Origin of the sequence: Ensifer sp. Root558 (assembly GCF_001427045.1) — a bacterium.
GTDB classification, from domain to species: Bacteria; Pseudomonadota; Alphaproteobacteria; order Rhizobiales; family Rhizobiaceae; genus Ensifer; species Ensifer adhaerens.
In genome coordinates this window covers 1-23,776 of sequence record NZ_LMGC01000007.1, presented here as the reverse complement: position 1 = coordinate 23,776, position 23,776 = coordinate 1, and the positions used below count along the sequence as shown (strand labels likewise).

The following is a 23,776-nucleotide window of genomic DNA, read 5'->3' as shown; positions in this document are numbered from 1 at the left end:
CATTTTCGTGCACTCCTCCTGAAGTTGCTGACCTTGGGGCCGTCACTCGGCGCAGCTGAAGTTCAGTCGGCGGCGGCGCCAAAAAGTGTGATCGATAAGCCACATGGCAACGGCCGACCGCATTTTCTCCGGCAATGGTGAGTTGTGCGATTGACTCAGTACCTTCCACTTTATTAGCTGCTCGACTGGGAGATGGGGCTAATTTTCCCGGCATATATTGGGGGTATTTATGGGGCTGCGGTGCGGAAGCGTCGCGGGCGGGAAGATTTTTTCGTCTGCATTCCAGGGTTTGTATTTCAGGACATTTTTCGCAGCGATTGGCATTCTTCTGGCTTCTGCCATTGGTGCCTCGGCGCAGGTTGTGACGATTTCGGCGAACCCGGCGACCTTCAATGCGGCTGGCGACACGATCAATTTCAGCTATGTGCTGAACCCCGGATCCTACAATATTCTCAGCATCGCGCCTGCGACCACCGCGAACAAGGGCGTCGTCGTTTCATGCCCGGCAATCCCGGGCGGCGGCACGACGTCTTCCGTGACCTGCACAGGCTCCTATCAGGTCGATTCCCTCGATGCGATGTCCGGCCAGTTTTCCGATTGGGTCACATTCACGGGCACGCGCACGGGCGGCAACTACACCGCCAACAGCAACAACATCGTCGTCAAGGCGGCCACAGGGGGACCGGTTGTCGTTGATGTCGTATCTTCCCCGAGACCGTCGCTGCCGGGCGAACAGGTTTCGGTGACGGCAACGGTATCGTCGATGGGCTGTAACGCCGGACAGTCTCCGCCTGGAAACGTGACGATCACGATCGGATCGCAGTCGACGACCCTTGGGTTGACGCCGACCGGGCCCGTCAGCACGGCATCGTCTGCGACCTTCCAGACATCGACGCTGCCGCTCGGACAGCACGCGGTTTCCGCCAGCTACGGTGGCGGCAGCGGCTGCAGCACCGGCACTGCGACCGGCGCCAGCCACTGGGTCGACACCAAACCGACGGTCGCGATCAACCAGGCAGGCTCGCAATCCGATCCCAGCGCCAAGACATCCGTTGCGTTCGATGTGGTGTTCAGCAAGTCCGTCACCGGCTTTTCCGCTGGCGACGTCCAGATTTCAGGCACGGCCGGCGCGACGACGGCGAGTGTTTCGGGATCGGGCGCCAATTACACCGTTTCGGTCAGCGGAATGACGCAGGCAGGCACGGTCGTGGCGTCCATACCCGCCGGCAAGGCCACGAGCGCGGCCGGCTTTACCAACGACCTATCCACCAGCACCGACAATTCGGTTGCCTACGCACCGATCGCGTTTTCGACTACAACGCTGCCGAACCCGGTCTACAACCAGGCCTATGCGGCGCAAACGCTAAGTGCCACCGGCGGATCGGGCACCTTGAGTTATGCAACGACCTCCGGTGCACTGCCCGCCGGCATGGCGATCTCGAGCGGCGGCGGCGTCTCCGGCACCCCAACGGCAAGCGGTCCGTTCAATTTCACAGTGACAGCGACCGATCCCGAAGGCTCGACCGCCTCGCGCGCATTCTCCATCACCATCGCTGCGCCGACGATCGCGCTCTCGCCGGCGACGCTTCCTGATCCGACCGCTGGCACCGCCTATTCACAAACCCTGGCGGCATCAGGCGGCGCAAGCCCCTACACATTCGCCGTCACGCAGAATGCCTTGCCCGCTGGCATGACGCTGGCGAACAACGGGGTGTTGTCGGGCACTGCATCGATCGGTGGCGCCGTCACCTTTACCGTTACGGCAACGGATGCCTATGGCGCGACCGGCAGCCAAGTCTTCACTGTCGACGTCGCGCCGACCGTGCCCGACGCGCCCACCATCGGTGCGGCCGTGGAGGGGGACGCCTACGCAGACGTGTCGTTCACCGCCCCGGCGTCGAACGGCGGCGCGACGATCACGGGCTATACCGTGACGTCGAACCCCGGCGGCATGACGGCCACGGATACGACGAGCCCGATCAGGGTGACTGGCCTGACCAACGGCACGAGCTATACGTTCACCGTGACCGCCACCAACAGCGCCGGGACAAGCACCGCGTCGGCCGCCTCCAATGCGGTTACGCCGCGATCCGCACAGACGATCACGTTCGCCAATCCGGGCACGAAGGCGTTCGGCACGTCGCCGACATTGACAGCGACGGCAAGCTCCAGCCTGGCTGTTGCCTTCACCTCGTCGACTGCCGGCGTGTGCACGGTGACGCCCGAGGGCGATCTGAACTTCCATCAGGCCGGCAGTTGCACCATCGCAGCCGATCAGGTGGGCAACGGAACGTATCTGGCGGCACCGACGGTCTCGCAGACGTTCATGGTCGATGCCGTCGTGCCCGGCGCACCGACGATCGGAGCGGCAACCGCCGATGTCGCTTCGGCGTCCGTCGCCTTCACAGCGCCGGCGAGCACGGGTGGAGCGTCGATCTCTAGCTACACCGTGACGTCGAACCCGGGTGGCTTCACCGGGACGGGGTCGTCAAGCCCGGTCGTGGTGACGGGTCTCAGCAATGGGTCCAGCTATACATTTACGGTGACGGCAACCAACAGTGCCGGCACGGGGCCTGCGTCGGCGGCCTCGAACGACGTCACGCCGCGCGCAACCCAGACGATCACCTTTGCCAATCCGGGCGCGCAGACGTTCGGGACCACGCCGACATTGACGGCATCGTCGGACGCGAGTTTGCCCGTTGCCTTCACATCCTCGACCGCAGCCGTGTGCACGATCACGCCGGGTGGTAGCATGACCTTCCACAGCGTGGGGACCTGCGCGATTGCTGCCGACCAGGGCGGTGACGGCACCTATCTGCCTGCGACGACGGTCACCCAGAGCTTTACCGTCAACGCGGTTGTTCCGGACGCCCCGACGGTGGGCACAGCTATCGCTGGCGATGGCGAGGTGTCCGTCAATTTTACCGCGCCGGTAAGCGCCGGCGGCGCATCGATCACCGGCTACACGGTCACGTCCAATCCCGGTGGTTTTGTTGGAACGGGCACGTCGAGCCCGGTCACGGTCGGCAGTCTCAGCAACGGCACCAGCTACACGTTCACGGTGACGGCGACCAACGCTGTCGGCACGGGACCGGCCTCCAGTGCGTCGAACACGGTGACGCCCAAGGCGCCACAGACGATCACCTTCGCCAATCCCGGCCCGCAGGACTATGCAACGCCGGTGACCCTTTCGGCGAGCGCCAGTTCCGCTCTGCCGGTCACGTTCCAGTCTCTGACGACGCCCGTCTGCGTCGTCACGTCAACCGGCGATGTCACATTCCGCAATGGCGGCACCTGCACCATCGAAGTCTCGCAAGCCGGTGACAGCGCTTACCTGGCCGCGTCCAATGTGAGCCAGTCCTTCCTCGTCTCCGCGCCGATATTCGCCTTCACGCCGGCGGCCGGCGCTTTGCCGACCGCAACCGTGGCAACGACCTACAGCCAGAGCTTCACGGCCAATGGCGGCACGGCGGCCTACAGCTACGCCTTGGCCAGCGGCGCGTTTCCGGCCGGACTTTCGCTCGACGCTGGCGGTACGCTGTCCGGCACGCCAACGGCGGACGGCAGCTTCACCTTTACGGTTCAGGCGACCGATACCCATGGCGCGACCGCAACCAGCGGCAGCTATAGCCTGGAGGTTCGCATCCAGGCGCCGATCGCCAACGCCACGACGGCAACCGTTGCCGCCAACTCGTCGGCCAACGGGATTACGCCGAACCTTACGGGCGGCACGGCCGCTTCGGTCGCTATCGCAGCGCCCCCATCGCACGGTACGGCCACGGTCGCGGGTAACACATTCAGCTATACGCCAGCGGCCGGCTTCTCCGGCGCCGACAGCTTTACCTACACGGCGGCGAATACGACCGGAACGTCCGCTGCAGCGACGGTTACGGTGACGGTGTCTCCGCCGACATTCGCCTTCACGCCGGCTGCGGGTGCGCTTGCCGGCGTAACCGTTGCAGACGCCTATGACCTGACGATCATCGCCGCCAACGGAACGGCTCCCTACACCTATGCGGTCACCGGTGGTACACTGCCGGCCGGCTTGACGCTTGCTGCCGACGGTCGCCTGTCCGGAACGCCGACCGCCGATGGAGCGGCAACGTTCACGGTGACGGCGACCGACGCGAACAATGCGACGGGCACCGCGAACTATAGTCTCGCGGTCGCCGTCGAAGCGCCATCGGCCGGTCCGGTTGCAGCGACTGTTGCTGCGAACTCCAGCCCAAATGCTATCAGCCTCAGTCTGACGGGCGGGGCGGCAACATCTGTGGCGATCGCCACCGCGCCCGCGCATGGCACAGCTACGGCGGCGGGGACAACGATCCTCTACACGCCTGATGCCGGCTATTCGGGCGCTGACAGCTTCACCTATACGGCAACGAACGCGACCGGCACGTCGGCGCCTTCAACCGTTTCGGTCACGGTCAAGCCGCCGATGCTGGTGTTGTCGCCGGCAGGCGGGGCGCTTGCCAACGGTGTGCCCGGCGTTTCCTACAGCCAGAACGTCTCAGCCAGCGCCGGCACGGCCCCCTACAACTACGCAGTCTCGTCGGGTGCTCTGCCGGGCGGTCTGTCGCTCGATGCCTCAAGCGGGACGATCTCGGGACGACCTTCGGCCAACGGCGATTTCGGCTTCACCGTGACGGCGACCGATGCCAATGGCGCGACAGGCCAGGCCAGCTATCAGATCGCCGTTGCCTCCGCCAGTTTCGTCTTTACCCCGTCGGCCGGCGGGCTTCCCGACGCGATGGTCGGCGAAGCCTATTCCCAACGCGTCTCGGCGACCGGTGGCACCGGCGCGCTGGTCTACAGCCTCAAGAGCGGCGCCCTGCCGAATGGCATGGTGCTGAATATCTCCACTGGCGAATTGACCGGACCGCTCGCGGCCGATGCGGTGCCCGACAGCTATCAATTCACCATTGCTGTGACTGACAGCCGTGGCGCCAGCGGTTCGGCCGCCTATACGCTGAAACTGAACGCTCGTGCGGTGACGGTGCCCAATGTCGTCGTCGAGGTTCCGGCCGGTTCGACGCCGAAGGATGTCTATCTCAACGGTGGCGCCACCGGCGGTCCGTTCACCGACGCATCGGTTGCCTCGGTCTCGCCGCCCTTTGCCGGCACGGCCGAAATCATCGAAGGCGAGCTTGCCGCTGCCACCAGCTTCACGCCGGTCGGCTTCTATCTGAAGTTCACGCCGAACCCGTCCTATTCCGGCTCGGCGGTGGTCAGTTATACGCTCAGGAGCGCGCTGGGCTCGTCCAATATTGGCTCCGTCACCTACAAGATCGCGCTCGATCGGGTGGCTGCCGGCGAAGAGATCGACGGGCTGGTGCGCGATTTTGTGCGCAATCGCCAGAACCTGTTGTCGTCGACGGTCAAGGTGCCCGGCCTGATCGAACGGCGGCGGGCGGCGATGAGCACCGATCCGGTGACGACGGCGGTGACGCCGTCGGAAAAGGGTGCCCGCCTCGGCTTCTCCTCCAGCCTGTCGCAGATCCAGGCGGCGCGCGATGCCGCCGATGCGGCAGCGACCGGTCAAACCTTCGTGGCGACCGACCGGCCGTTCGACATCTGGGTGAACGGCAGTTTCCTGTTCCACAAGGATGAAGACGACAGAAACGACAAGTGGGGCAATTTCGCATTGTTCTCGCTCGGCGCCGATTATCTCTTAAGCGATCGGGCGCTCATCGGCCTGTCGTTCCACTACGACTACATGACCGATCCGACCGACGCGGATGCCGAGCTTAAAGGCAACGGCTGGCTGGCCGGTCCTTATGCCTCGTTCGAGATCGGCCAGGGCGTCTTCCTCGACGCCAACCTGCTCTATGGCGGTTCGTCCAACGACATCGACACCGGCATCTTCACCGGCACGTTCGACACCACCCGCTGGATGGCGGACGTCAAGCTGACCGGCGAATGGCAACTGGATGAGGCGACGGTGCTGATGCCGAAGCTGAGAGCCGTCTACTTCAATGAAGAGACCGAGGACTACACCGTCAAGAACGCGCTCGGCGAGGTGATCGATCTCAAGGGCTTCATCGAGGAACAGGCCCGTCTCAGCATCGGCTTCGACGTCGAACGCACCCTGGAGCTAGAAAACGGGGTGATCCTGTCGCCGACAGTCGGCGCCGATGTCGGCTTTGCCTCGCTTGACGGCGAGGGTCTGTTCGGGCGGGTGTCGGCCGGGCTTGCGCTCAGCAACAACGACAACTGGGACCTCGACTTCTCGCTGCTCTTCAACATCGAGGGCGACGGTTCGAAGTCGGCCGGTGCCAAGGTCGGCGCCCGCGTCCGGTTCTGATCGCGCGCAACCGGTTCGGGCAGGCAGGCTGCCCGAATCGGCGCTCCACCGCTGCCTTTCCGCTCCCGGATATGCACCGGTCCATGTGCGTTTTGACCGTTTAAATCGCGTTGGAAAGATTACGGGCTTCCGTCAAACATTAAAGATGAGTAATAGAGGAAGGAATTAGCCGGAGGCGTCGCCTCGTCCTAGAGCATTGGATACGCCTAGATGTCGTTTCAACCGCGGATGCAGAACAAAATTTCCGGGTTCAAGGTGATCGGCGGGCTCCACCGGCGGGAATGGAACGGGATCATCGCCGACGTCTGGGACGTCGAATGCGAGGCGAGGGCAGGTGGCCACTATCTCTCGGATGATCCGCGCATGTTCATCGTGCTCGACGCTGAAGGCGGTAGCCGTTGCAACGTCAGACTTTCGCCCGATGGGCGCGGCGCGGTCGAGAACGAGCGCCAGCAGGCGCTTTCCTATATCCCGGCGGGCATGGAAATCTGGGCGGACATGGTCGATGTCAGGCGTATCCGCCACCTCGACCTGCATTTCAATCTCGAGGTTCTCGGCCGACGGCTGGAGGAGGAGCTCGATGCGGGGCGATGCGACACGCCACGGCTGATGTTTTACGACGAACGCTTCCTGCAGCTTGCACAACTGATCGCCGCCGAGTGCCTCAATCCGCAGCCCTTGCACGATCTCTACGGCGATGGCCTGACGGTCGCATTGTTCATCGACCTGATGAAGCTTAATCGCAGCGATGCCCGCAAACGCAGCGCGCTTGCCACCTGGCAACTCCGCCGGGCGGTCGAATACATCGACGAGAACTGGGGGCGCAACATCCGCCTGGAGGAGCTGGCGTCCCTTGCCGGACTGTCGCAGTCGCACTTCAGCCACGCCTTCAAGGCGTCGACCGGCATGGCACCGCACCAGTGGCAGACCAATGCGCGGGTTGAAAGAGCCAAGCAACTGTTGCTGAAGAACGAGGCGTCGCTGACGACGGTTGCGGCCGAGACCGGCTTCTCCGACCAGGCGCACTTCACCCGGGTCTTCCGCAAGGTCGTGGGCGCGACGCCTGCGTCTTGGAAACGCAGCCGATTGAGCTGAGCAAGTTCCATCTTGAAGGGCGGTTGTTCGCATCAAATAGCCCAGAAACGTTCAATTTCCGCTGATCGCGACAAGAGTCACCGCAATAGTTGATATAAACACTCACCTTATTAGAGGGTGTAAGCCGCGCCGCCTGTAAGGCACTGCGGTGGTTCGGGTGAGATGGCAGACAGATGATGGTAAGAGGCAAGGCAGTACGGCTGACGGAGTGGCTGGCAAGCGGGGTCGCCGCCATTGCGGTTCTGGCCACCGGCGCGGCAATGGCGCAGGATGCGACGGCGACAAGGCTGAAAACGATCGAGGCGACCGGCGCGAGGACGGAGAACGACGCCACAGGTCCGGTCGACGGCTATGTCGCCAAGGCGACGACGACCGGCTCGAAATCCGCAACTCCGATCGCTGAGATCCCGCAGAGCGTTTCCGTCGTCGGACGCGAGGAGCTTGACGACCGCGGCGTCGTCAACAAGGTCGACGAAGCGCTGCGCTACACGCCGGGCGTGATGGCCGAGCCCTTCGGCGTCGATCCGGATACCGACTGGTTCTACATCCGCGGCTTCGACGCGACGCAAACCGGCGTGTTCCTCGACGGCCTCAACCTCTTCTCCTACGGCTTTGGCGGGTTCCAGATCGATCCCTTCATGCTGGAACGTGTCGAGGTGCTGAAAGGTCCGGCTTCGGTGCTTTATGGCGGCGCCAATCCGGGCGGGATCGTCAGCCTCATCAGCAAGCGGCCGACGGGGGAAACCTCCGCCTATGTCGAGACCGGCATCAACAACAACGGCAATGCCTTCCTTGGGATTGACGTGAACCGGCAGCTGGACGACGCAATCAACTATCGCGTCACCGGCAAGATCTCAGGTGGCGACAACTATGTGGACCATTCGGAGGATCTGCGCGGCTTCATCCTGCCGCAGATCACCTATCAGCCCGACGACGCGACCAGCTTGACCGTCTACGGCCTGCTGCAGGGCCTCGACCAGGTTCATACCGGTGGCGGCTTCCTGCCCTATGTCGGCTCGGTCGTCGATGCGCCCTTCGGCAAGATCGACCGCAAGGCCTTCTTTGGCGAGCCGGACATCGATACCGGAACTTATGCGCAGCAGAAGCTCGGCTACGAATTCAAGCACGAGTTCGACAGCGGCTGGCAGTTCAGTCAGAACCTTCACTACGGCCATCTCTACAAGCACGAGAACGGGCCTTACACCTACGGCTACTACGATCCGAGCCTTCCTTTTCCGGTTTCGAACACGCCGGCGACCCCGGACAACCTGCTTTATCGCCTGGGCTTCGAGGCGACGTCGAAGGTCGATACGTTCGCCGCCGACAACCGGCTCGAAGGCGAGTTCGAGACGGGAGCGCTCGAGCATACGCTGCTCGTCGGCCTCGACTACAAGTTCTTCCGGCTGGACCACGTCCAGGCGTCGTCGGCGGGAACGCCGATCAGCGCTACTGATCCGGTCTATGGCGCGCCGCAACCCGCGAACGCCATCTACATCAACCAGGTGATCACACAGCAGCAGATCGGCGTCTACGCGCAGGACCAGATCCGCCTTGGCGACGGCTGGCTCGTCACGCTCAACGGCCGTTACGACTATGTCGACACCAAGACCGACAACGGGCCGACCTTCTGGGCGCCGACCCAGAATTCGAGTTTCGACTACAGCGAAGGCGCGCTTAGCGGCCGCGCCGGCCTTGCCTATGAATTCGACAACGGCCTCACCCCTTACGTCAGCGCCGCGACCTTCTTCAATCCGGTCGTGGCGGTAACGGCGACCGGCAACACCAAGCCGGAAGAGGGTGAGCAGTTCGAGGCCGGGATCAAGTACGAACCGACCTTTTTTGATGGCGTGCTGACGGCGTCCATTTACCAGCTGACCAAGCGCAACGCTCTCGTCACCGATCCGCTGACCAGCATCTCGACCCAGACCGGCGAAGTGCGTTCCCGCGGCATCGAGTTCGAGGGCAAGGTCAATCTCGACGAAAGCTGGAAGCTGATTGCGGGCCTCGATTTCATGGATATCGAGGTGACCGAGGACGCAAACCGCGCGCTGATCGGCAAATCGCCCTATCTCGTCCCCGATACGCAGGCTTCGCTATGGCTCGACTACACGGTGCAGCAGGGCGCGCTGGAAGGCCTCAGCCTCGGCGCCGGCGTGCGCTATCGCGGCGAGAGCTGGGCGGACAAGGAAAATACCGCGAAGGTGCCGGCGTCGACCGTCTTCGACGCAGCCCTGCGCTACGAGAAGGACGGCTGGGGCGCTGCCCTCAATGTCACCAACCTGTTCGACAAGCACTATGTCAGCGGCTGCAATGGCCTGCTTGTTTGCGGATATGGCGATGCGCGCACGGTCACGTTGAAGCTCAGCAAGACCTGGTGAGATCGTTCGGCTGATCGATGACCTGCTAAAGCAAACAGGGCGCTCGACCCGTGCCGGGGAGCGCCCTGTTTTTAACCCGGAGTGCCGCTATCGCACGCCAAAGGCGCCGACGGCTGAGAGCTCTCGAAACGGGTAGTGGACTTTAAATGGAGAGGCCCGCCGCCTTTTCAAGGGCGAGAGCCTCCCTTGGAGCGAATTACTTCGCGCCGATTGCAGCAAGGCCTGCGGTCGCGCAGTTTGCGTCAACGTCGCCCGACGGCGCACCGCCGACACCGATGCCGCCGACGAGCGCCTTGCCGAACTTGATCGGCACGCCGCCGGCCTGGATGACCATGCGTGCGTCCATGTCGCGGAGACCTTCATTAGCGGGCTTGGAAGCGATGAATTCGCCGAGGCCAGCCGTGTCGCGCCCCATGGCCGCCGAGGTGAAGGCCTTGCCCTGGGCGCTGTTTCCGGTGTGCGGACCGGAATTGTCGGCCTTCAGCAGCACCTTGGTCGAACCGTCCCGTGCAACGACCGCGACGCTGACATTGTGGCCTTCGGCGGCGCATGCCTTCAGCGCTGCGTCGGCCGCCTTGACGGCCATGTCGAGCGGCAGGTAGGCGGCGGTCGGAAGCTCCTGGGCGGTGGCGGCAACGGGAGCGAGAAGAGCTGCTGCAAGCACGATATTGCGGATCATCAATGGGTTCCTTTCCTGTTGATATGGAAAGGTTATTGCGGGACGCCGCCCATCGATATTCGTAGCTCTTCCATCACCATCCGTAGTTCTACGGAGTTTGCGTCCCTTCGAGCCAGATGCGGGTCAACTCCGCCTGCGAGGTGCTGCCGAGCTTGGCGCCGATCGCCGCGCGATGGCTTTCCACCGTTCGCGGCGAGAGGCCGAGCCCCTCGGCGATCTGGCGGGTGGTGAAACCTGCAGCGATGCGATCGAGAACCTCGCGCTCACGCTGCGTGAGCGCTGCCAACAGAGCAAGAGTTTCCGCCTTTTCCGCCCGTGCCTGCATCGTACGCACCAGTATTTCCTGCCCCTTGTGGATCGCGTCGATCAGGTCCTCTTCGTCTATGGGCTTGGAGAGAAAGTCGATGGCGCCGTTGCGGAAGGCGCGCCGGCAAGCTTCGATATCGCCATGGCCGGAAATGACGATTGTCGGCCAGTCCACGCCATTTTCGCGGAGCTTTTCCTGCAGCTTCAGCCCGGAGATCGCCGGCATGCGGATGTCGAGGATCAGGCAACCCGGCTCAAGGCGCGACAATTGCCCGAGAAAAGCCTGCGGATCGGCGAAGGGGATGACCTTGATGCCGACCGTCGAGAGCAGCAGGCCGAGCGCGCGGCGGACCGCATCGTCGTCGTCGACGAGATAGACGGGAACGGTCATTGTGTCTCTTCCAGACGGGCTCGCGCCTTGGGCAGTGTCACCCGGAAGGTGGCGCCCTCGTCGCCGGCCACCAATGTAATCTCGCCGCCGACGCGTTCCACCAGGCGTTGGCTGAGGGCGAGGCCAAGTCCCGTGCCCCCCGCCCGCGTCGTCATGAACGGGGTGAAAAGGCGCGGGCGCAAGGCTTCGGGAATACCTGGGCCATTGTCGACGACATCGAAAACCACCATGGAGTCTTCTTGCCTCAAGGTCACGACCACGCCGGGCGCTTCGCCTGCGTGACCGTCAAGTGCTTCCATCGCATTACGCACCAGATTGAAGGCTACCTGCTCGATTTCGACCGGGTCGCCTGTCACCATCACCGGCGTTTCCGGCAGGTGGAACTCCAGCAGGATGCTGCGGGACCGGGCGTCCTGCTCCAGCAGCGCCTCGACATTGCCGAGCGCTCGGCGGAGGTCAAAGGCGCTCACAGGTACCGTATTTGGCTGCGACCAGTTGCGGAACCGCTCCAGAATACCGGAAGCCCGGCGCGCCTGACTGACGGTATCGTCGAGCACGGAGGCGAGGGCAGCGTGGTTCCCCTGGTTGAGCAGGCGGCGCCCGGCTTGAGCCTGCGCGAGGATTGCGGTCAAGGGTTGGGTCAACTCGTGGGCCATGCCGCTTGCCATCTCTCCAAGCGCATTGACCCGTGAGGCATGGCTAAGCCGCGAATCGAGCGCGCTCAGCCGTGCCTGCTGTTCCGCCGCGCGGGTTCGCGCCCGTTGGCGCAAGGCCGCCAAGCCTGCGAGATAGGCGAGCGTCAGGGCGACGAACGTCAGGCCAGTATGTAGGGGCGGAAACATATCGGAGAGACCGATATCCATACCGGTTTCGAGCAAGAGAGGTTGTGACGCGCTGCTGAGCGGCCTGGAGAAGCGGATGGCATTGGGCAGCGTGGCCGGCTGAAGCAGACTGTGCCCATCGGGCAATGAAAGCCGGACGGCCGTGCTCGGTCGGGACCAGAAAGGCCCGCCATCGCCGATCAGCTTGCCGGCATCGATGGCGAGCATCAACCCGTACCGCGCCTCGTTCGTGTTGGGGCTGCGCTTGACCATCATGTAATGATCGGGGCGCCGCGGATGCGGCAGAAGCGTGATCCGGCCATCGGAGGCTTTGGCCGCCGCGCGTATTCCCTCGGCTGTCGCCGCATCGAGCGTCGCGGTCCCAATCGTCTCTGCTCCCGGCTCGATGGGGACCAGCTGGACTTCATCAATGCGCGGATAGAAGCGGGTAATCGTGCGCGCGACATCCAGGAAGAGATCGTGCCGGCGCCCTTCGGACGCAACCGCCACGGCCGAAAGCGCCGTCAAATGGGCATCGTGCTGATCGGCGCGCTGGGAGGCCAGCCCATGGAGCACGGTACTTTCCTGCTCCAGTTCGGCAACGAGGGACTGTCGCTCACGAGCGCCGAGAGCCACGGCCCCGACAAGCAGGAGGAGACACCAAAGGGCAGCAAGGAAGAGGGGCCGCTCAAGAAACGGACGGTTGTTCGGTAACATTGATCATTCTTGTCATTTGCAGGCTTTCTTGCACAGCCTTCCATTGCTGCTGTCTGGCTGCGCGGGGCGCCTGCCGGGAAAATACGGTCCCGACGACAGAAAATCCAGAGCGCGTCGCTACCCCGAACGATCGCCAAGCACGGCCGGCCGTTTCAGCCCGGCTTGCGCGCGATCACGAGCTTCGCCTTGAGGATCTGCACGACCTCGTTGCGCTGGTTGATCGTCTGACTGATGACGACGGCGATGCCGCGGTCCGGTTTCGAGCGCGAGGGAATATGACCTGAGACCCAATTTCCTTCCAGATTTCGGGAGAGTCTTTGGTTTGCAGTCTTGGCCTCATGCGGCCTGTTTTTCCATAGCCATTTTCTTTGCGAATTCGCTGGGCGTGATATTTCCGAGCGATGAGTGGGGTCTGTTTCGGTTGTACAACACGACGACAGAACACCCACGGGACCGAGGTTCGCGAACTTTTGTATCCGTGGCAGCCCTGGTCCGGGCGATTTGTTCACGTCCATGAGGCGCTGTCCAAAGGGACGCATATTTTCCGCTGCAGCCTTTCTGGTTCTTCTTCTGATCGACTTCTTGAAGTCCCAGCATGGATGTTCGACCGCTCCGTGAGCGGATATTGGCTCAGCCTGCCAGTTCCGCACGTCGATCTCGCAACCCTGCATGCTTTGGCAAAGTTACTGGAAGACGCCGATGCCTCATCGCAAACAGCGGTAATGGGCGCAGCATTGGTCTCTCACGAAACGAGGCAGCCTCAACGAGTATGAGCTCGATCTCTTGCGTCAGCGTTCCCTTTCCGCCCGCTATGAGAAGGCTCACCGCGGTGAACTCGTCGTCACTGTTCCGGTCGGCTTCGTAAAGGCCGGTGACAGTATCGAGAAGGATCCCGACCGACGCATCCAGGAAGCCATTGCACTCGTCTTCATGCCTTCGGCGGTCTGCGGGTCGATGACGCGATCGAAGAGGCACTGCCCGGCGTTGTCGAACCAGGAGCCATTGCCGCCGCCATCGAGGCGGAACGTGATATGGCCAGCCAACGCGACCAGCTTCAGGATGCCCTACTACGCGACCTCGAGGCGGCTGATCCGGAGAACGGGCTGGTGACGTCGGAGCTCGAAGCGCGCTGGAACAAGGCGCTTGCTCGCGTCGGCGAGATCGAGGCCAAGATTGCCAAACATTGGACAGTTACGCCGCAGCCGTTGCCCATGTCCGCATCACAGGCAACCGCACTTGCGGGAAACCTTCGCAGCGTCGCGTTTCTTTGCCCGCGGCGCCGCTTCGGCAGGCGCAGCTCGGTATGGACGCCACCAACCCAATGAATGACGAGGACGATCTCCGAGGTTCCATCATCGAGATCCGCAACCACTTCATTGATGAGCGTGCGAACGATGCGCCCGGCGCGATGTAGTGCCAATCCACCTTGCTCCGATCCGTCCATTGCAAAATCGCGTTGCTGGTGAATTCGCTGCCGTTGTCGCTGACGATCATCCTGGGCTTGCCACGTTCCTCGATGATCCGATCCAGCTCACGGGCGACCCGCAGGCCGGAGAGCGAAGTGTCGGCGACGAGAGCCAGGCATTCCCTGGTGCAATCGTCGACGACCGTCAGAATCCGGAACCTGCGGCCATCAATGAGTTGATCCGACACGAAATCCAGCGACCAACGGTCATTGGCTGCCATCGGGATCAGCATCGGTGCTCGGGTGCCGATCGCTCGCTTAAGGCCGCCACGCTTGCGCACCGTCAGCTTCTCCTCCCGATAGAGCCGGAAGAGCTTCTTCAGCCGAAACGGCGGCGCTCTGACGCCACCTTCCGCATGGCATCCCGGATATGGGCGTCATCAGGTCGAATACTTGGGATATCGCATGCACGACCGGTCATGACGATACCCTGCCGGTCCAACTCACGTGGATGCGCCGATATCAACGGACAAAACCTCGCACGCCCGACGCTGGCTCACACCATGCTCCTTGCAGACATGAGCCACCGCACTCGCTTCACATCGGGCGTCACCAATAATGGGATGGTCCGCCTCGTCCTCCCGCCTCATCATGAGGCGGCCAAACCAATAGAGGAAGCAATGGCTCATCGCAATCTGCCGCGGCCGGCCGCGGTCGATGGCATTGATATCGGCAAAAATGTCTTCCACGTCGTTGGACTGAGCGCCGATGGTACACCCGTTCAGAGGGTGCGCTTTCGGCGCGACACCCTTCTCCAGTTCTTTGCCCGGGCAGACCCGAGCATTGTTGGCATGGTATCCTGTGCGGGGTCGGAGTGGCTTGCCCGCAGGATACAGGCGCTCGGGCACAAGATTCCGCTGATCCCCGCGCAATATGTCAAGCCGTACGTCAAGTCGAACAAAAACGACATCATCGACGCTGAAGCGATTGCCGAGGCGACGACGCGGCCGACAATGCGCTTCGTCACGGCAAAGGCAACCGATCAGGTCGACCTCCAGGCTCTGCACCGGATCCGCGATCAGATGGTCGGCTCGAGGACGCGCTTGATCAATCAGATGCGCGCCTTCTGCCTGGAATACGGCGTCGCTTTGCGGCAGGGAGCCCCAGGCTCTGGATGACCCAGAGAATGATATGTCACGGGCAATGCGTTGGCTGCTGGGTGATTTACACGCCGATCTCCTGCGCCTCGAAGAGCGCATCCGCCAAGTCACCAAGGAGATTGAGGCGATAGCCGATCGGGAAGACGTTACGCGCCGCCTGATGACAATCCCTGGGATCGGCGCGTTGGGCGCAACCGCATTGCTGGCCGCCGTCGGCGATGGGCTGCAGTTCCGCAAAGCCCGAGATCTGGAGGCGTGGCTGGGATTGGTGCCGAGACAATATTCGACCGGGGGAAAGCAAACGCTGCTAGGGATCAGCAAGCGCGGCAATCGATATGTCCGCAAGCTTCTGGTGCATGGCGCAAGGTCGTGCTTCCGACATCTCGACCGGACGCGCGATCGGTTGGGCAACTGGCTCAACGGCCTTGTAACGCGGATGCATCCCAACAAAGCCGTCGTTGCACTTGCGGCCAAGATGGCACGCATTGTCTGGGCCGTTCTAAGCCAACCGGGCGCACTCTATGAACGCAGGGACCTGCTTTCGCTTGACGCTCAGAGCTCGATTGCAAGGCTCGGGACGAGTGATGACGAAACAGTGGATCAGCATGCCGTAAACCCTGTGCAAAAAAGCGGGCTTCGTGCCCGAACCATTATTGGGAACGGCGTGCGCGGATCTCATCATGGCCTGGCTGCAACAGCAGTCCACTCGCGAGAGGCATTTACGCAACTGGAATCGTCATTTGCGACGTCGCGACCCCTTGCACGGACAGGGCGGACCATACATTTTTTGACGCGACGTCTTTTCAGGATCGCGTTGTCCAGCATTGCCTCGGCAAAGCAGCTTCTTCAGCTTGGCGTTCTCATCCTCCAAAGCCTTCAGCTTCCTGGCATCGGAGACATCCATGCCGCCATACTTCGCTTAGTATTTGTAAAAGGTCGCTTCCGATATGCCATGCTTGCGGCAGATATCGGCCGTCTACTGGCCGCTCTCCTGCTCCTTCAGCATCCCGATGATCTGCTCTTCCGTGAGCCGTGTACGCTTCATTCCGTCCGTCTCCTCAATGCGACGGACTCTACCAAAATTTGGAGGAAGTTCAGGGTCTCAGGTCAAATACCCTATCCTGCGTGTAAAGCCCCTTCATGCCTAGGTCGAGCGCTGGAACCGTTCCCAAATTGTGCCACGGCAAGAGCTCATCTTACAATCCACGGCATTTGTCCGGAGCTTTGCTTGTTTATTATTACATCCCAACGAAACAAGACTGACCGCGTTCTGTAGCAGTTGGCCGCAGAGATCGCGGTCACTGTCTCAGGCTCCGGAGGCGCGGTAACCGGAATGCTCTGAGCTAAAGCTGGCAAGTCCGTTCTCTTGGTGGAAACAGGACCGAACTTGTATCTGCACCGGCCTGCGCATTTCTCCCGCGAGAAGTTCTTCACAAATATCGAAACGCCTGCGTTAACGTCGCCTTGGACGCGACACTCATGGCCTATCCGGATAGGACGCTGCGTCGGGGATCTGAAATCAAGCGCGGGCTTTACAACCGCACTTCCTCCTACGTCCTTGATAATTGGCGCGACGAGTTTGATACGCGTCATCTTTCGCTCGACGAACTGCTGCCTGCGAGAAAATTGTGCAGGTTCGAATATTTAGGTCCGAAGCGTCGATGCCTGCCGCGGCGGTTGAAAGTAGTCCATGTCGAAGACCTTCGTGCGGCGCTGTCTCGACGCAGGCGGGAGGCTGGTCGCGATACGACAGTTCGCCGTCTCCCGCGAAGTGCCAATAAATCGCGACTGGTAGAAAAAACTCGCCGGACGGCGTGGCCCAGCCGATTGAGACACCACCGATAAGGTCTTTGCGTGCGACGCCGTTCAGACGCCCGCGCTTTTTGCGGTGCAGCGGCTTGAGAATTGACATTAGCAACTCCCTTCGCTTACCCCGATGCTGAAGGTGGTCCCAGGAGATTGAAGACGAGGTGAACGACCCGGCCAAAGTCGATCTTGTCCACCAGATCAAGGATTTCGAGCCTCATTTTCGGGACGGGTGGCTCTATCAGCAGCACCGATGCTAGCTCTGATTTTGGGAGGGCGCTCTGACATCCCGCCTGTTGGAGAATACCGGAGGCGGGCAACCGTGCGCGCGACCCGCTCGTGCGGGTTCGTCGCAGTGGGATCGACACCAAAGTGCAGAAGGTCACAGGAGATTGGCCGAGACGTTGCTTGGTTGCCGACGCAGTCGCCGTTTTATCCCACAGCGCCAGAAGTATCCGGTTCGCGAACAACATCGCAACTCCTCCGACGAGGGCGACGACGAGAACCAGCTTCAAATACCACACCAGTGAGGGTCGGCCAAAAGGTCGAGCAGACCATAACGATTGCTCTCCGGTCACGAACGTAACTAGATTAAGAATGCGTTCGACGATAACCTTCCCGATCACCGTCCCCGCGGGAGATGCGGAACTGACGGCTGGACCCTACCACCCGAGAACCATCGCCAAGCAAGCGTCGATTATCAACCGGCGATGAACGGGTACCACGGTTGGAGCGTGCGTCAGGTCGCGCCGTACAGCTCGTAGGAGGAAATCTGCGAAAGGTGAGGGTGGCGACCACCTGGGGAGCAACGGCCACATTCTGCAATAGGCGTAGGCTTCCCCGAAATCAACGTCGCGACGTGAACGATGAATGCGAAACTCGCGGCAAGACTAGGGCAAGCGCGGATGATCGCTCCGAATCGGCTCTTGGAACATTGACTGGCCTCATCCATTGCGCGCTGCCATATATTGCACGTGCAGTGCCGCTAAGCTCGTTCGATTGGTAATCTCCAGTTTGCGGTAAATGTTGTGGAGATGGATCCCAATCGTTCCTTCCGAGGCGCCCAATTTCTGGGCGATCGTCCGGTTCGACAAGCCGCCACATATGAGCGCGGTTATCTCCCGTTCGCGGGCAGTAAGCAGTTCGATCTTCTTCGAGGCTGCATGAGCCGGTTCACTTGCCTTGGCCGCGATCTCGGCCGGCAGCCATTTCTCGCCCTTAGCAACATGACGGAGGCAATCGAGCAGCGCCTCTGGCGCATATTCCTTCAGCAATATTCCCCGCGCCCCGCTGGATATCGCATTAGCAATCTGCGCACCACTTATCGTTGCGGTGAGGAAGACCACCTTCAGACACAGTTGTTCGTCGTTCAGCGCATGCAGCACTTCGAGCCCGGTCATCCTCGGCATCGTCACGTCGAGGACGGCGATATCGGGCATAAGGTCACGAACGAGGTAGAGCGCGTCTTTTCCGTTGGCGGCAACTCCCACCACATCAAAATCAGGTGCGGCCATCAGATTTTGTTGAAGACCGCTGAGCAGCAGAGGATGGTCGTCAGCGAGAACCACTGAATGCATTAGAGCCTCCCCGCCAACCTCGGTAGACTGATACTGATGCCGAAGCCAGGCGCGGTTCGGAAAACCGTGAGCGCGCCTCCGAGCTTGTCCACCCGTGCCGAAAGCGATGAGGGCCTCGGCGATTTCGCCGGGGCCTGCATTCCCGTCCCGTTGTCGTTCAACTCGATTTGCAGACCGCAGTCGCTTTGACGAATTGAGATTCGCAATAGCGTGGCGCGCCCGTGACGCACGGCGTTTGCGACCGTTTCCGAGATCAGTTGCTTGATCTCGTGCACCATCCAATACTGTAGGGTCAGTCCGGGTGGGGTAATGGCGATGGCGATTTGGCAGTTCCATTGGTCTGCCAGCAAGTTCGCGAAGCCCGATAGGCTTTGCTCGAGCAGGTTTGTGACAGGTACTTCGGCGGTGCGATTGTCCTCCACAAAGTGGCGGATACGTTGCTGTTGTTCCAGGATGAGCGACCCCACTTCTTCGAGCGGGAGCTTCGAGTAGCTACCGGCAGCCTCGCCGACGAGCTTCAGTTTCAATCGTGCGGCTGAGAGATTCTGCAAGACACTGTCGTGCAAGTCACAGGCCAGCCGCACGCGTTCCTCGGAGCAGGCGGCTTCCGTTAACCGCTGTGTCAACGCGAGCCGCTCGAGCTCCGAGCCAAGGCGGGTCGCGATGATCTCCGTCATCGCACTTCCCTCGTCCGGGCGGCGAGGCGAATTGATAACGAATACGCGTCCGCGATAACGCACGCTGGAAAAATATGCCGCTGAGATGCGTCTGATACGCTCGCCTGCGACTGCCGAAAATTCTGGCAAATCCGCGATGAGAAGGAGCAAATCCGCCTCGGTTCTCGATAGCGCGGCCAGACCATCCCCTCGTCGCGGGGGTTGAAGATCGTGGCGCCGCCAGAAATCCGAACGCCCGACATCTACCAGCTTCAAATGGTCGTTCGCCCAGTAGGCGACGCAACCAGTTTCGTCTTCCTGGTCGCGCCAAACGACGAACAACCGAGACCCCCCGAGGACACGGGATCCATGCCTAAACAGCAGCCCCAGCCAAGACGTACGGTCATTGGCAACGGCTTCAAATGGCCACTCGGCGAGCTGAGCCAAGTGCTGGCGGCTGCGCTCACGGTAAGCGCCGAAATAGCCAAGGATCACGGCGGAAAGGACGAAATAGGTGGACCGCATAATGAACAGGTTGAGCTCCGAGTCGCCATCGCTCAGGTCCGGTAAACCAACAACCAACTGGACCAACAACAAAACAAATGCGCCGAATGCTGCCCCTTTCAGACCCCACCGCATCGTCATTGCCAGAAGAACGAAAGGCAAGACGGCGAAGAACGGACTGGTGAGCTCATTCGTCAGCAGCGTCAACCAGGCAAGGACCACGACGTCGACGACGTGGAATAGGAGATGAACCACGCTGTCGAGCGGCTTGCGCAACGGGCGCAGGACCAACAGAACTGAGAGGAGAATGTAGAAGCCCAGCAGAACCCTCGATTCATAGAGCAGGGATGTCGGCTGGGTGGGATCAAGGTAGATGGCGAAGATTGCGAAAACCGCAGTCACCAGCCTGCCAATGTTAATCAAGCGTTCGGGCTCCGCGCCGAGCAACCAGTCCCCGAGCGAGCGGACCAGGTTCCTGATTATATTGTTTGGCAGGGCGGTGGGCTCAATTTCCGCCTTGCGACCGCAATCCAGGCTCGACATAAGCAACTCCGTCCCGCGGCTGCACCCGGGCTTCGAAATTTATTTAAGTATATGCGAATTCTCACAAGTATCTGTTCAATTGTCAACGGGATGTTTCTTTCCCGCTTCCGGTGGACGTCTCCAAACCCGCCCGGCGCCCAATGTCAGAGCGCGCTCATCTTCAGCCCAAAAGTAAGGTGGCGGCTTCATGCTGACTTAAGTCTTTCTAAGTCTTTTGCGGCTTTCTTAGATCGAGACGGATCATCCTTTTCCTCAACCTGCCACGCGAAACTCCGCCTTGCCTTCAACCGCTCGCTCTGATTGATGGCCGATAGAAATCGCAAAGCAACGCTCATCGCAGTTGAAAAATCGTCACCAAAGCATGAACACATCATCATGCTTGGAACTATCAACCGGTAATTCCCCCGTTTTCAACGGGGCTCCGCGGTAGAATTCACGCGGCCATTTTCAGTTTCTGTGCGGGCGTGATGCCGCCGATGCCCATATTGGGACGTTCGTTGTTGTAGGTCCATAGCCACTGCGTGGCAAATTCCTGTGCCTCCTCAATGCTTTCGATGATGTGCTGGTCGAGCCATTCATGTCGGACGGTCCGGTTATAGCGTTCGACATAAGCATTCTGCTGCGGCTTTCCCGGCTGGATGTGGCTCAAGGCGATGCCCTGTTTCTCTGCCCATTCCATCAGCTTGCCGCTGACGTATTCAGGTCCGTTGTCGACCCGTATTGCCATCGGCTTGCCGCGCCATTCGATGATCTGGTTCAGGCTGCGGATGACACGCTCGGCAGGTAGCGAGAAATCCACCTCGATGCCCAGCACCTCGCGGTTGAAGTCGTCCAGAACGTTCAACAGGCGGAATTGCCTGCCATCCTCAAGACGATCCGCCATGAAGTCCATAGACCAGACCAGGTTCGGTTTCTCCGGTACGGCCAGAGCATCCGGCTTCTCGCGCCTCAACCGCTTGCGTGGTTTGATCCTGAGGTTCAGTTCCAGCTCGCGATAGATGCGGTATACCCGCTTATGGTTCCAGCGATGCCCCCGGACATTGCGCAGGTAGAGAAAGCACAGGCCGAAGCCCCAGCTCTTCTTCGCCCGCGTCAACCCGATCAGGAGATCGGCGATCTGCTCGTTCTCGTCGTTCAGCTTGGCGCTGTAACGATAGCAGGTCTCGCTGACACCAAAGGTGCGGCAGGCGAGTGCGATGCTCACCCCGCGCAACGCCACCGCTTTCCCGGCCATCCCTTGGCCGACAGGCAAATGCTCGCATTTGCCGAAAGGCTCCCGGCGTTGAGATGGCCGCGTCACTTTTTTCCAAGCGCCTCTTTGAGCAGTTCCGCCTGCATGCTCATCTCCGCATACATCTTCTTCAGCCGACGGTTTTCGTCTTCAAGAGCCTTCATCTGGCTGATCATCGACGCGTCCATGTCGCCGTATTTGGCTCGCCATTTGTAAAACGACGCCGTGCTCATCCCGTGCTCCCGGCATAGATCAGGAACGGCAACGCCGCCCTCCGCCTGGCGCAGGATTGCAAGGATTTGCGGTTCGCTGAATCTGCTCGTCTTCATCAAAATCTCCTCGATCATAAAGCCCGAGAAAATTCTACTTTTGAAGTCCGTTATTCGGCGGGGGATTACCAACCAAGTGACCCGATAGGTGCGTAGCGATCTATATCGGATGCTATATTGCGTTTCCGGGTTCGATAATGTTGAGTACGTTGAGATGATGGAGGGCTGTAAAAATTGAGTTCCGGGGCGAATGTCGAGGCTGTTAGTGGCCTGCCCGTGTCCGGTGCAAGGATATCTATTATCGTTCCAGCACTCGGTGCAGGTGGAACCGAACATGTGGTAAGCCTTGTTGCAAACCATTGGGTTCGCATTGGCTGTGTCGTAACACTAATTACCCAGGAAGCGCCGGCAGCCAAGCCCTATTACGAGTTTGATCCCAGCGTCTCCATCGAGCGAATCGGTTTGCCGCCGCAAAAGGCATCGAAGCTGCAGGCCGCGTGGTTGGTGACGAGGAGAATCCAGCGGTTGCGCGCCGCCATAAGGCGCTCACGTCCCGACTTTGTGCTTAGCTTTCTTACCCGGACGAACGTGTTGGCATTGTTGGCCACCACCGGCCTGCCATATCCCGTTGTCGTATCCGAGCGCAATAATCCGGAGTTGCAGCCGTTCGGCCCGCTTTGGAAGTGGCTTCAGGCGCGATTGTATCCGCGTGCGTTCGGGCTCGTCACGATGACAAGTGGCGCCCTCGACTACTTCCCATGGGAGGTTCGTCGGAAGGGTTGGGTGATCGCCAATGCCGTCAATCTACCCAGCGGGTGGAAAAAACGGCGTGGCAATAATACTTTGACCGCGGTCGGACGCTTGACGTGGCAAAAAGGTTTCGATTTGTTGTTGCAAGCCTTCGCAAAAGTCGCCCCTAAACACCCTGACTGGAAGCTAGTCATTTGGGGGGAGGGCGAAGCCAGAAAAGAGCTGGAAGACTTGCGCGATCAACTTGGATTGACTGAGAGAGTGGAGTTGCCCGGCGTCACAGCGCGCCCAGGGCTCTGGGTGGAGACTGCCGACGTCTTCGTCCTATCATCACGCTACGAAGGATGGGGCATAGCGTTGCTTGAAGCTATGGCCTCCGGCGTACCCGTGGTTTCCTTCGCATGCGAATGGGGGCCGACGGACATGGTGCGCGACGGGGAAAACGGGATCCTCGTTTCCAATGGCGACGTCGATGCACTTGCCGAAGCGCTGTCCAATGTTCTCGAGAACGACGCTCTCAGGGCTCGACTTGGCGCGAATGCGGAAGCCAGTGCAAGAAAATATTCAGCCGAGAACATACTCGCTCAGTGGGACACAATCGCGCGATCCGCTTTGAACCATAGAACCGAATTTACGATCTCTTTGTCGCAGGAAGGAGATTCCTTAGCCTGCCGGAGAGGCAGCGAAGGCTTATAGGCAATGATCCGCCCGACACCGGAGCCATTCATGAACAGGTTCGATCTTTATGACCGAGCGATTGTTGCCGCGGATCAACCGTCTCCTCCGAAGCGTTCCGTGTTGAACCCAATGGGCTCGCTGAATGCCCACGTCCGCTGCGCATCACGCCTCGTGTCGTCGGCGCTTGCGACAGAACCTCGCAGCCCAGCCGGCAAAACCAGCTGCTCGAACTTCCAGGCCGGCATGCCGGAAGGCACCTCACCGCCGGGTCATCGTCCTCATCCAGCAGCGGACGGCTGCGGCAACGCATTTCTTCTCACCCGCAGTCCATCCGCTGACTTGAAGTACGAAACAAATGCCGATGTACTGACGGGCGCGTCAGCATCGATTTCGGGAGAGCGGAGTGTTGCGGGTTTCACAAAGTACGGGACAAGGATTTCAGTAAGTCGCGGACACCGATTTCAGTAAGTACGGGACAGCGATTTCACTAAGTCGCGGACAGGCAT

The 23,776-nt window shown here is 60.9% G+C and carries 14 protein-coding genes and 4 pseudogenes; 7 read left to right on the top strand and 11 right to left on the bottom strand.

The window, feature by feature from the left end:
- Nucleotides 1-361 precede the first annotated feature (361 nt).
- The 3 genes from ASD63_RS10105 (at nucleotide 362) to ASD63_RS10095 (ending at nucleotide 9,777) form a co-directional block, all read left to right on the top strand.
- Nucleotides 362-6,304, top strand: a complete 5,943-nt coding sequence (locus ASD63_RS10105) for a putative Ig domain-containing protein (protein WP_162251022.1) — start codon at nucleotides 362-364, stop codon at nucleotides 6,302-6,304.
- Between the two features lie 210 nt (nucleotides 6,305-6,514).
- Nucleotides 6,515-7,399, top strand: coding sequence for an AraC family transcriptional regulator (locus tag ASD63_RS10100; protein WP_034790688.1), 885 nt, complete (start codon nucleotides 6,515-6,517; stop codon nucleotides 7,397-7,399).
- Between the two features lie 173 nt (nucleotides 7,400-7,572).
- Nucleotides 7,573-9,777: a TonB-dependent siderophore receptor gene (locus tag ASD63_RS10095; protein ID WP_060529183.1), complete on the top strand. Its 2,205-nt coding sequence runs from the start codon at nucleotides 7,573-7,575 to the stop codon at nucleotides 9,775-9,777.
- A gap of 196 nt (nucleotides 9,778-9,973) precedes the next feature.
- Here the strand turns inward: ASD63_RS10095 and ASD63_RS10090 are convergent, their stop codons facing one another.
- The 3 genes from ASD63_RS10090 to ASD63_RS10080 all read right to left on the bottom strand — a co-directional run bounded on the left by ASD63_RS10090 (nucleotide 9,974) and on the right by ASD63_RS10080 (nucleotide 12,502).
- Nucleotides 9,974-10,456, bottom strand: coding sequence for a heme-binding protein (locus tag ASD63_RS10090; protein ID WP_060521119.1), 483 nt, complete (start codon nucleotides 10,454-10,456; stop codon nucleotides 9,974-9,976).
- Nucleotides 10,457-10,544: 88 nt separating this feature from the next.
- A complete protein-coding gene (locus ASD63_RS10085; RefSeq protein WP_060529182.1) occupies nucleotides 10,545-11,153 on the bottom strand; it encodes a response regulator in 609 nt (202 codons plus the stop codon).
- The gene (locus ASD63_RS10080) at nucleotides 11,150-12,502 is read right to left on the bottom strand and encodes an ATP-binding protein (protein ID WP_244495276.1); all 1,353 of its coding nucleotides are present in this window, start codon (nucleotides 12,500-12,502) and stop codon (nucleotides 11,150-11,152) included. Before ASD63_RS10080 ends, ASD63_RS10085 begins: the two co-directional genes overlap by 4 nt.
- Here ASD63_RS10080 and ASD63_RS36010 point away from each other — a divergent pair, their 5' ends adjacent.
- Complete coding sequence (locus tag ASD63_RS36010; protein WP_244495275.1) at nucleotides 12,503-12,688, top strand: hypothetical protein; 186 nt, start codon at nucleotides 12,503-12,505, stop codon at nucleotides 12,686-12,688.
- Nucleotides 12,689-12,843: 155 nt separating this feature from the next.
- On the opposite strand, the gene ASD63_RS35640 is transcribed toward ASD63_RS36010, so the two are convergent.
- The gene (locus ASD63_RS35640; protein WP_200953469.1) at nucleotides 12,844-13,206 is read right to left on the bottom strand and encodes a hypothetical protein; all 363 of its coding nucleotides are present in this window, start codon (nucleotides 13,204-13,206) and stop codon (nucleotides 12,844-12,846) included.
- A 235-nt stretch (nucleotides 13,207-13,441) separates the two neighbouring features.
- On the opposite strand from ASD63_RS35640, the pseudogene ASD63_RS36715 reads away from it, so the two are divergent.
- Nucleotides 13,442-13,944 (top strand): annotated as a pseudogene (locus tag ASD63_RS36715) (recombinase family protein); the annotation flags it as partial.
- A 145-nt stretch (nucleotides 13,945-14,089) separates the two neighbouring features.
- Here ASD63_RS36715 and ASD63_RS10070 read toward each other — a convergent pair.
- Nucleotides 14,090-14,550: pseudogene (locus tag ASD63_RS10070) on the bottom strand (DDE-type integrase/transposase/recombinase); the annotation flags it as partial.
- Between the two features lie 226 nt (nucleotides 14,551-14,776).
- Here ASD63_RS10070 and ASD63_RS10065 point away from each other — a divergent pair.
- Nucleotides 14,777-15,782 (top strand): annotated as a pseudogene (locus ASD63_RS10065) (IS110 family transposase); the annotation flags it as partial.
- Nucleotides 15,783-16,057: 275 nt separating this feature from the next.
- On the opposite strand, the pseudogene ASD63_RS34010 reads toward ASD63_RS10065, so the two are convergent.
- The 6 genes and pseudogenes from ASD63_RS34010 to ASD63_RS10045 all read right to left on the bottom strand — a co-directional run.
- A pseudogene (locus ASD63_RS34010) lies at nucleotides 16,058-16,301 on the bottom strand (transposase); the annotation flags it as partial.
- A gap of 474 nt (nucleotides 16,302-16,775) precedes the next feature.
- On the bottom strand, nucleotides 16,776-17,168 hold the full coding sequence (locus tag ASD63_RS34970) for a hypothetical protein (RefSeq protein WP_156623678.1): 393 nt from the start codon (nucleotides 17,166-17,168) through the stop codon (nucleotides 16,776-16,778).
- A gap of 16 nt (nucleotides 17,169-17,184) precedes the next feature.
- Nucleotides 17,185-17,577: a hypothetical protein gene (locus ASD63_RS10060; RefSeq protein WP_156623677.1), complete on the bottom strand. Its 393-nt coding sequence runs from the start codon at nucleotides 17,575-17,577 to the stop codon at nucleotides 17,185-17,187.
- Nucleotides 17,578-18,006: 429 nt separating this feature from the next.
- Nucleotides 18,007-18,639 carry a response regulator transcription factor gene (locus ASD63_RS10055; RefSeq protein WP_060529178.1) on the bottom strand — a complete coding sequence of 211 codons (633 nt, stop codon included), beginning with the start codon at nucleotides 18,637-18,639 and terminating at the stop codon, nucleotides 18,007-18,009.
- Nucleotides 18,639-20,342 carry a histidine kinase gene (locus tag ASD63_RS10050; RefSeq protein WP_156623676.1) on the bottom strand — a complete coding sequence of 568 codons (1,704 nt, stop codon included), beginning with the start codon at nucleotides 20,340-20,342 and terminating at the stop codon, nucleotides 18,639-18,641. Before ASD63_RS10050 ends, ASD63_RS10055 begins: the two co-directional genes overlap by 1 nt.
- Before the next feature lie 433 nt (nucleotides 20,343-20,775).
- Nucleotides 20,776-21,902 (bottom strand): IS3 family transposase gene (locus tag ASD63_RS10045; RefSeq protein WP_156623686.1). Its coding sequence is split into 2 segments (ribosomal slippage): nucleotides 20,776-21,641 and nucleotides 21,641-21,902, totalling 1,128 coding nucleotides; the frame shifts between segments, so codons are not numbered across the junction.
- A gap of 174 nt (nucleotides 21,903-22,076) precedes the next feature.
- Here ASD63_RS10045 and ASD63_RS10035 point away from each other — a divergent pair.
- Nucleotides 22,077-23,288 carry a glycosyltransferase family 4 protein gene (locus ASD63_RS10035; RefSeq protein ID WP_060529176.1) on the top strand — a complete coding sequence of 404 codons (1,212 nt, stop codon included), beginning with the start codon at nucleotides 22,077-22,079 and terminating at the stop codon, nucleotides 23,286-23,288.
- Nucleotides 23,289-23,776: the final 488 nt, after the last annotated feature.

Bases quoted from the DNA above. Each gene is read 5' to 3' on its own strand.
- ASD63_RS10095 (WP_060529183.1), top strand. From the start codon at position 7,573: ATGATGGTAAGAGGCAAGGCAGTACGGCTGACGGAGTGGCTGGCAAGC.
- ASD63_RS36010 (WP_244495275.1), top strand. From the start codon at position 12,503: ATGGGCATCGTGCTGATCGGCGCGCTGGGAGGCCAGCCCATGGAGCAC.
- ASD63_RS10050 (WP_156623676.1), bottom strand. From the start codon at position 20,342: ATGTCGAGCCTGGATTGCGGTCGCAAGGCGGAAATTGAGCCCACCGCC.
- ASD63_RS35640 (WP_200953469.1), bottom strand. From the start codon at position 13,206: ATGGACGTGAACAAATCGCCCGGACCAGGGCTGCCACGGATACAAAAG.
- ASD63_RS34970 (WP_156623678.1), bottom strand. From the start codon at position 17,168: ATGTCAATTCTCAAGCCGCTGCACCGCAAAAAGCGCGGGCGTCTGAAC.
- ASD63_RS10090 (WP_060521119.1), bottom strand. From the start codon at position 10,456: ATGATCCGCAATATCGTGCTTGCAGCAGCTCTTCTCGCTCCCGTTGCC.
- ASD63_RS10085 (WP_060529182.1), bottom strand. From the start codon at position 11,153: ATGACCGTTCCCGTCTATCTCGTCGACGACGACGATGCGGTCCGCCGC.
- ASD63_RS10055 (WP_060529178.1), bottom strand. From the start codon at position 18,639: ATGCATTCAGTGGTTCTCGCTGACGACCATCCTCTGCTGCTCAGCGGT.
- ASD63_RS10100 (WP_034790688.1), top strand. From the start codon at position 6,515: ATGTCGTTTCAACCGCGGATGCAGAACAAAATTTCCGGGTTCAAGGTG.